This window comes from Aestuariivirga sp. (assembly GCF_044239095.1).
In the GTDB taxonomy this organism is placed as follows: Bacteria; Pseudomonadota; Alphaproteobacteria; order Rhizobiales; family Aestuariivirgaceae; genus Aestuariivirga.
Genome location: NZ_JBIICB010000191.1, coordinates 1 through 8,369, shown reverse-complemented (window position 1 = coordinate 8,369; position 8,369 = coordinate 1). Strand labels below are relative to the sequence as shown.

The 8,369-nt window shown below is 64.1% G+C and carries 9 protein-coding genes and 1 pseudogene; 3 read left to right on the top strand and 7 right to left on the bottom strand.

The window, feature by feature from the left end; genetic code table 11:
• Together ACILRA_RS15795 and ACILRA_RS15790 are read left to right on the top strand one after the other, a co-directional pair.
• A partial coding sequence (locus tag ACILRA_RS15795; RefSeq protein WP_395663035.1) for a nitrilase-related carbon-nitrogen hydrolase occupies window positions 1–299 on the top strand: 299 nt, incomplete at its 5' end.
• Window positions 296–739 carry a DUF1178 family protein gene (locus ACILRA_RS15790; RefSeq protein WP_395663034.1) on the top strand — a complete coding sequence of 148 codons (444 nt, stop codon included), beginning with the start codon at window positions 296–298 and terminating at the stop codon, window positions 737–739. The genes ACILRA_RS15795 and ACILRA_RS15790, both read left to right, overlap by 4 nt.
• Window positions 740–1,192: 453 nt before the next feature.
• Here the strand turns inward: ACILRA_RS15790 and ACILRA_RS15785 are convergent, their stop codons facing one another.
• The 7 genes from ACILRA_RS15785 to ACILRA_RS15755 form a co-directional block, all read right to left on the bottom strand.
• Window positions 1,193–1,933 (bottom strand): SDR family oxidoreductase, encoded by a 741-nt coding sequence (locus tag ACILRA_RS15785; protein WP_395663033.1) that lies wholly within the window; start codon window positions 1,931–1,933, stop codon window positions 1,193–1,195.
• A 4-nt stretch (window positions 1,934–1,937) separates the two neighbouring features.
• A complete protein-coding gene (locus ACILRA_RS15780) occupies window positions 1,938–2,567 on the bottom strand; it encodes a 2-dehydro-3-deoxy-6-phosphogalactonate aldolase (protein WP_395663032.1) in 630 nt (209 codons plus the stop codon).
• Complete coding sequence (locus ACILRA_RS15775; RefSeq protein ID WP_395663031.1) at window positions 2,564–3,457, bottom strand: 2-dehydro-3-deoxygalactonokinase; 894 nt, start codon at window positions 3,455–3,457, stop codon at window positions 2,564–2,566. Before ACILRA_RS15775 ends, ACILRA_RS15780 begins: the two co-directional genes overlap by 4 nt.
• Before the next feature lie 50 nt (window positions 3,458–3,507).
• Window positions 3,508–4,455 (bottom strand): hypothetical protein, encoded by a 948-nt coding sequence (locus ACILRA_RS15770; RefSeq protein WP_395663030.1) that lies wholly within the window; start codon window positions 4,453–4,455, stop codon window positions 3,508–3,510.
• Between the two features lie 473 nt (window positions 4,456–4,928).
• Complete coding sequence (araD1, locus tag ACILRA_RS15765) at window positions 4,929–5,927, bottom strand: AraD1 family protein (protein ID WP_395663029.1); 999 nt, start codon at window positions 5,925–5,927, stop codon at window positions 4,929–4,931.
• A 52-nt stretch (window positions 5,928–5,979) separates the two neighbouring features.
• Window positions 5,980–6,888, bottom strand: a complete 909-nt coding sequence (locus ACILRA_RS15760) for an SMP-30/gluconolactonase/LRE family protein (RefSeq protein ID WP_395663028.1) — start codon at window positions 6,886–6,888, stop codon at window positions 5,980–5,982.
• The gene (locus ACILRA_RS15755) at window positions 6,885–7,922 is read right to left on the bottom strand and encodes a proline racemase family protein (protein ID WP_395663027.1); all 1,038 of its coding nucleotides are present in this window, start codon (window positions 7,920–7,922) and stop codon (window positions 6,885–6,887) included. The genes ACILRA_RS15760 and ACILRA_RS15755 overlap by 4 nt, the downstream gene beginning before the upstream one ends.
• A gap of 127 nt (window positions 7,923–8,049) precedes the next feature.
• Here ACILRA_RS15755 and ACILRA_RS15750 point away from each other — a divergent pair.
• Window positions 8,050–8,369, top strand: a pseudogene (locus tag ACILRA_RS15750) (TerC family protein); the annotation flags it as partial.

Below are 8,369 nucleotides of genomic sequence, written 5' to 3'. Positions count from 1 at the left end.
AGGCTCACTGGCATGTGCTGCTGCGCGCCCGCGCCATCGAGACGGGGAGCTTCGTGCTGGCCGCCGCCCAGGGCGGCACGCATGAATCAGGCCGCCAGACCTATGGCCACTCCCTCATCGTCTCGCCATGGGGCGAGGTGCTGGCGGAGGCCGGAACGGACCCCGGAATCATTGTGGCCGGCCTTGATCTCGCCGCTGCGGATCTGTCCCGCGCCCGCATCCCCGCCCTGCGCGATGACCGCGCAGCTGGCGTTGAAATCTTGAAACACGGCCCCGGCGTTGCTACGTCATTGTCATGATCCACTATGACCTCATATGCGACAAGGGACACGATTTCGACGGTTGGTTCCCCAACAGCGCCGCCTATGACGAACAGGCGGCCAAGGGACTCGTCTCGTGCGCCGTGTGCGGATCGGTCAAGGTCGAAAAGCAGTTGATGGCGCCGGGCATCCCCACCAAGTCAAACCGCAAGGACGACAGTCCGCGCAAGATGGTGGCCGGCCCCGTCGACCCGCGCCTCGCCGCCATGATGGACATGGTCCGCCAGGTGCGCAAGCACGTCGAGGAAAACGCCGAATACGTCGGCGACCGCTTCGCCGAGGAAGCCCGCAAGATCCACTACGAAGAAACCGAACACCGCGGCATCTACGGTGAAGCCTCGATGGAAGACGCCAAGGCCCTGGTCGAGGAAGGCATCACGGTGCACGCGATCCCCAGGCTGCCGGAAGACGGGAATTGAATCTCCACTTTCCTTCTCCCATTGCTTAGCTGTGAGATGTTTCTCCCCTTCTCCCGTCGCGCCGCGATGGGAGAAGGTGCCCAAAGGGCGGATGAGGGCCTCTGTCCGCGAGTCACAACTCACAACCACCCAGCCCGTGCTGATGCAACCCTCATCCGGCCTTCGGCCACCTTCTCCCATTGCGTTGCAACGGGAGAAGGAAAAGCTGTGAGATGTTTATCCCCTTCTCCCGTCGCGCCGCGATGGGAGAAGGTGCCCGAAGGGCGGATGAGGGCCTCTCTCCGCGAGTCAAAACTCACAAATACTCTGCCTTGTTGATGCAACCCTCATCCGGCCTTCGGCCACCTTCTCCCATTGCTTTGCAACGGGAGAAGGAAAAGCTGTGAGAAGTTTTTCCCCTTTTCCCGTCGCGCCGCGATGGGAGAAGGGGCACGTCAGGGCGGATGAGGGCCCTTACCCCCGCCCGATATACGGCATCTTCGTCGCCATCACGGTGACGAACTGCGCATTGGCCTCGAGCGGCAGGGATGCCATGTAGATCACCGTGCGCGCCACGTTCTCAACATCCATCGTCGGCTCCGGCGCCACCGAGCCATTGGCCTGGGGCATGCCGGATTTCATTTTCTCCGTCATGTCGGTGCCGGCATTGCCGATGTCGATCTGGCAGACCGCGATGTCATATTTCCGCCCGTCGAGGGAGCCTGACTTTGTCAGCCCCGTCACCGCATGCTTGGTGGAGGTATAGGGTGCGGAATTGGGCCTGGGCGCATGGGCCGAGATCGAGCCGTTGTTGATGATGCGCCCGCCGCGCGGGCTCTGCTCCTTCATCATGCGGAAGGCCTCCTGCATGCAGTAGAACACGCCCGACAGGTTCACATTCACCACATTCTGCCACATCTCGATCGACAGATCCTCGAGCATGATGGTGCCCGGCGCACCCGTGCCGGCATTGTTGAACAGCACGTCCAGCCGCCCGAACCTCTCCTTGCACAAAGCAAACAGCGCCTTCACGGAGGCGGGGTCCGCCACATCGGTCGGCACTGCCAGCGCATGGGGGCCGATGGCCTTGGCCACCTCGTTCAGCAGGTCAGCGCGGCGGCCTGCCAGCACCACGGTGTAGCCCTCGCGCCCGAAGGCCATCGCCACTGCCTTGCCGATTCCTGAACCAGCGCCCGTCACAATTGCAACCTTCATTCTCTCAAGCCCTCTTCAGTTCATTCCATGCCGCAACGAAATCCGCCGCGGCCTTTCCCACATCTGCCGCACTGACGCCCGGCTTGTAAACATTGGAGCCGATGCCGAAGCCCGCGCATCCGGCCTCCGCCCACTCCCGCATGTTGGCGGGTGTCACGCCACCCACCGCATAGACCTTCACGTCACGCGGCAGCACCGCCTTCCATGCCTTCACCGTTTTGGGAGCCGCCGCCTCTGCCGGAAACAGCTTGAGGTGCCGCGCACCTGCGCGCACCGCGCTGAACGCCTCTGTCGGCGTGAACACGCCGGGCAGTGGAACGAGGTTCCGTTCCACCGCGTGCGCGATCACCGCCGGGTTGCAGTCAGGCGACACCGAGATCTGCCCGCCCGCTGATTTCACGCGGTCGACACTGTCCACATCCAGCACCGTTCCCGCGCCCACGATCATCCGCCCGTGAAAGCGCGCCGCCAGTGCGGCAATGGAGCGGAAGGGTTCGGGCGAATTGAGCGGCACCTCCACGATGCGAATGCCTGCCGCGTAGAGCGCGTCACCGATGCCTGCCACCTCATCCAGCGTCACCCCGCGCAGGATGGCGATGATGCCGCAGTCCTTAACCGCGTCTTCGAAATTCATATGATGCCTGCCTTCCGCGCGATGATGGCGAGCCCCTTCACGATGGCCTGCGGATCGCCATAGCAAACTTTCAGCCCCGCGATCTCGATGGCCTTCACATAGCGCCCGCCGATGCCGGGCGAGGCCAGCACCGCATATTCCGCATCCTTCGGATTGCCGCGGATGGCATGCGCCACCTCCGTGCCGATCACCTGCCCTGAGAGGTAGGAGGCAATCGCCTCGGGTGCGAGTTCGCCAAACAGCCCCAGGGAGCGCGCGGAAAAGATCCTGTGGAGGAAGCCCGCCGGGTCATCAAGCGCGGCGCGCACGCCCATGGCGAAGGCCTCCTCGTCATCAGGCCCCGGCGTCATCAGCCGCCCCAGGATCGTATGGTCTTTGAGCGCCGCGAAGACCTCGCCCGTCACATAGGTGGAATAGCGCAGCAGCTGGTCACCTTCCGTGGTGATCCATTTCGAATGCGTACCCGGCGTCACGAAGTGGTTGACGCCTAAGTCCAGCGAGCCAAACACCTGCACTTCCTCCGAGCGCATCACATCCGGCATGCCATTGGGCGCGCGGTAGCTCAAGCCCGTGGCAAAAGCGATGCGCCGTCCGGAGGCGGTGGTATGCATGTGAAGCGCCCGCGCCAGATCAGCAGCACTCGCAGGGCAGGGCACGTAGGGCAGCTCGATCCACCCCTGGCGCGAGGTGATCATGCCCGCCGCCATCACCGGAAGCGTCACGTCCCACGCTCCGATATGCCGCTCGAGTGCCGCCTCGAAAGCCCCGTCCTTCACGGCGAGAATGCCCTCCGCCGCCGCGATCATATCCTGCACGCGTCCATCCGCCCCCACGCGATAGGCGCGGAAGGACGTCGTTCCCCAGTCAAGCGCAATGAAGTCTGCCGTCATGGTCTATCCATAACGCGGGCCATGGCGAAATGCACGGCGGAATGGGGCCGTCAGTCCAGCCGGTCGAGGGCGGCGGTGATGGCGGGGTGCAGCTTCGGGTGCTCGGCCTTCAGGGCAGCCACCAGCGCCTGCTCCCCCAGCGAGAGCTTGCCATCCCGCAGCAGGCGCTCGGCCAGCCACTGCGCCTCCTCATCGGTGATCGATTCGGCCGCGGCCTGCTTCGCCGTGCGCTCCCGGACATATTCGTCCATCACGTCCGGCGCTGTGTAGGCTCTGATGACATCGCCAAGGCTGCTTGCCATGTTCTTTATCAAGCGGGCGGGGTTCACCGACGTATCATTGACCCACGCCTCGCGCCGCAACGCCTCCTCGCGCGTCGGAGGGGTGAAGCCCGACGCAAACATGATGTGGTTGAGGATGGCCTTGGCAAAGAGCTCCACCCAGGCCGGGTCGTCCTCGCTGCCGCCGCGCACATGGTCGATATCGAGAAGAACCTCCGCCTCATCGCGGGTGATGGCGATCGCCTCCTGGCCTCCCGCCGCATAGAGCACCCGCCGCAGCAGTGCCACTTCGCGCTCGGAGATGCGGTTCCGCTCCAGCACCACGGCCTTCACTTCCTTCAGCGCGAACATGGAAAGATCGCCAGGCGCCGAGATCGCTTTTTCCAGCACATTGATCAGCAGTTCGAGTTCGCAATCTGTCTCCACCTGCCCGTCACGCATGATCCGGGCGATCAGCCAGGCAACCTTCTCATCCGTCACATAGCCACGCGGTGCTGCCTGGTAGACCGTGTAATCGGTCAGCGCCTCGATGAAGAACGCCCGCCACTCCGCGCACTGCTCTCCTGCCGCGTGAGTGAGATCGAAGAGCCAGCAGGCCTCATCGGCACTGATCTCCCCGTTGCCATAAACGATGCGCCGGATGGCCAGCACGTCATCCGGGCCGATCCGCCCGGAGGCCATGATCTGCGACAGTGCTTCAGGCATGGCAACGGGCATTCGGACCTCCGGCTGCCATGCTATCTAGGATGATTTGCTAAACCTGAGGTTAAAGCAAACTCACCCCTGTTTATCCCTCTCCCCCACCGGGGGAGAGGGCAGGGTGAGGGGGCGCATCCGCGAGTCCCATCCAAAGACCTCACGCGCTGCCTCGTCGTCACTCTTCCAGTAATGCTCCCGCCCGCGGAGAGACCCCCTCACCCCACCCTCTCCCCCGGTGGGGGAGAGGGATATCTTCACGCAGCCCGGTCATTCCTTTCCCCCTTTGGAGGAGAGGGATATGTTCTCGCAGCCCTGTCATCCCTCTCCCCCACCGGGGGAGAGGGCAGGGTGAGGGGGTCTACCCGCGAGTCCCATCCAAAGACCTCACGCGCTGCCGCGTCATCACTCGTCCAGAAATGCTCCCGCCCGCGGAGAGACCCCCTCACCCCACCCTCTCCCCCGCCGGGGGAGAGGAATAGGTTCAGACATCCCTAAAGCGCCTTCACGCTCCCCGGCTTGTGCCCCGGCTTCATCGCCTTCAGCGGGTTGCGCAGTGCCGCGCCGAAGGCCGGTGCGGTGATCTCGAACACGTCGCCGTCCTCGGTCTTCACATTGTCGGCAATCGAGAGCGTCGCCGTGCCGAAATAGTGGATGTGCAGGTCGCCCGGCCGGCGGAAGCCGTCATATTTGAAGTGGTGATATTCGAGATTGGCGATGGTGTGGCTCATGTTGGCCTCGCCCGTCAGGAAGGGCTTCTCCCAGATCACCTTACCGCCGCGGATGATGCGGCTCATGCCCTCGACGGAGGCCGGGATCTTGCCCGTCACCATTTCAGGCCCGATGGAGGAATGCCTGAGCTTCGAATGCGCCAGGTAGAGGTAGTTCTGCCGCTCGGTGATATGGTCGGAATATTCATTGCCCAGCGCGAAACCCAGCCGCACCGGGCGGCCCTTGCCGTCGATCAGATAGAGCCCCGCCAGTTCCGGCTCCTCGCCGCCATCGAGCGCGAAGGACGGGAGCGGCAGCGGCTGGCCGGGCGCCACCAGCCAGGAACCGTCACCCTTGTAGAACCACTCGGGCTGCACACCGGCTTCACCCTTGGACTTGGGCTTGCCGCCTTCAAGGCCGAGCTTGAACATCTTGAGGCTGTCGGTCAGCTCTTCCTTGGCCCCCGACAGCTTCTTGTGCATGCCATCGCGCGCGGCGGCGGAGCCGAGATGCGTCAACCCCGTTCCCGTAATGATGCAATGCGCGGGGTCCGGATGGTCGACGGGTGTCAGCACCCGCTTCTCCTTCAGGGCCTTGGCATAATCCTCCGTCGCCGTGCCGGCCAGCGAGGAGGCCATGGCGGAAAGGCTCTTGGCCTCCTTCAGCGCCAGCTTTGCCAGGTCCAGCGTGGTGGCCACCTTCTTCAGCAGCACCACCTGCGCCCCGGCGGCGAGGCCGACGCGGCGCTTACTCTTGCTGTCGACGATCTGGACGATGTTCATGCGCGCTCGCTCCCACTGCTGTTCGATTTTATATGACGATTAACGCGTCCGCTCAGCCCGCGAAAGCGTGTTTTTCGAAGCCCGTCACCTTGGGGTCGAAGCAGAAGATGCCGCCCTGCAGCGGGCGCTTGCGCAACTCCTCCTCCGGCAGATGTGCCCGCGCCGTCGTCACATAGAGCGTGTCGAGCTTCGCGCCGCCGAAGCACACATTGGTCACCCGCCGCGCCGGCATCGGCACCACGCGGTCGATGCGGCCCTTGGGGTCGATGCGCAGCACGCAGGCGCCTTCCCACCGGGCGCTCCACACGCAGCCCTGCGCATCCACCGTCGCGCCATCGGGATAGCCATGGTCCTTGGTGTCGTTCAGCACGCGCCGGTTGGCGATCGTCCCGGAGTCCACATCGAAGTCATAGGCCCAGATCACCTGCGCCATCGAATCCGTGAAATAGAAGGTCTTCCCGTCGGGCGACCAGCACGGCCCGTTGGAAACACCAACGCCCGTCTCCATCACCGTGGCCGTGCCATCGGCATCGATGCGGAACAGCTTTCCCGTGGGTGCGGTGATCGCCACATCCTCGCCATGGGGCCCGATGTTGTTCATCATGGTGCCAAACCAGAAGCGCCCCTTGGCATCGCAGGCCCCGTCATTGCCGCGGTTTCCGGGCGTCTCCGGGTCGATGTCCACCCAGCTCCGCAACGCGCCCGTCTCAGGATCGAGGATGTTGAGGCCGCGGTGCGAACCGACCAGGATCGTCCCGTCGCGGCGCTTCGCCATGGCGGTTACATGCTCGTCGAACTGCCATCTGCGATAGGCCCCGCTCGCCGGGTGCAGGCGGTGGATGGCGGAGGGCACGATCAGGTCCAGCCACCACAGGCATTGCGTGGCGGCGTCCCAGAAGCAGCCCTCGCCGAGCTTGTCCTTCGTTTCGAGCAGGCAGGTAACCGGTGTTCTCATCATCATGCGCGCGCATCCTGTGGCCATGTGTCGGAAATCTTGTATCCGGCGGGATAAGGGTCCTCCGGGTCGAGCATCAGCGTCGATTGCCCGGTGATCCACGCCCGCCCCGTGATGGTGGGAATGATCGCTGCGTGATTGCCCACCACCGCCGTCCCCACGATCTCGCCCATGAAGCGGCTCTCGATGATGGAGCGCCCGATATAGCGCTCACCTTGGCGCAGAAGCCCCTTGGCATGCAGCACCGCCATCAGCGCAGAGCAGCCCGTGCCGGTGGGTGAGCGGTCGATCTTGCCCGGCTTTACCACGCAGGCATTGCGGCTCGACAATGCGCCGTCCACCGTCTCCAGGGGCCCGGTGAGGAAGGCGAAGGAAAAGTGTTTCCACTCCGGCATGTTGGGGTGGGTGAAGCCCAGTTGCTCGTTCCCCGCCTTCACGATCTTGCGCCCGATCACGGCAAGCTCGCGCGCCTCGTCGGGCGTGATGGAAAATCCAAGGCTCCTCGCATCCGCCATCACGAAGCTGTCGCCGCCGAAGGCGGTGTCCACCGTGATGGTGCCGAGCCCCTCCACCTCCAGCGGCACACCGAGGCGCTCCGCGAAGGCCGGCACATTCCTGAGCGTGATCGACTGCGCCTTGCCATTGCTGCAGCGCGCCGTCACCTCCACCAGTCCGGCGGGCGCCTCCAGCACCATCCGGGTTTCCGGCTCGACCATCGGAATGATGCCGGCATCGAGCAGCACGGTCGCCACACAGATGCAGTTGGAGCCGGACATGGGTGGCGTGTCCTCCGGCTCCATGATGATGAAGCCCATCTGTGCCGCCTTGTTCTTCGGCGGCACCAGCAGGTTCACATGGCGGAACACCCCGCCGCGCGGCTCGTTCAGCACGAGCGCCCGCAGCCGGCCGTCACTGGCGATGAAGCGGGACTGCTCCCACACCGTCGCCCCCGGCGGGGGTGCGACACCCCCCACGATCACATCGCCCACCTCGCCTTCAGCGTGGCAACCGATCACCTGAATCGCCGTCGTGCTGCGCAATCACCGTCCTCCCCTGCAGAAATATTACCAAAACTTCATCTCTCTCACACTTGAACTTGCCGCAGTTTACGTTACTTGGCCAGTCACAGCGGCGCCGGGCCCCTCTGGCGAGACGGAATGTCTCGCGATGTCGGAGCCGCATGGGGGCAACATCAACACAAAGGGTCCGGCCATGGAATTCATCCAGGCTTTTCTGTTTTCCGATTTTCTCGGCACACCGTCCTATTTCTGGCTGATCTTCATCTCCGTCGTGGTGGGTCTGCTGGTCCTCGATCTCGGCGTCCTGCACAAGGGCACGCGGGAGATCGAGGCCAAGGAAAGCTTCATCCTCTACGGCGGCTACATGGCCATCGCCTTCATCTTCGGCGCCTGGGTCTGGTATGCGCGGGGCGCCCAGTCAGGGCTTGAGTTCTACACCGGCTATCTGATCGAGCAGTCGCTGGCGAT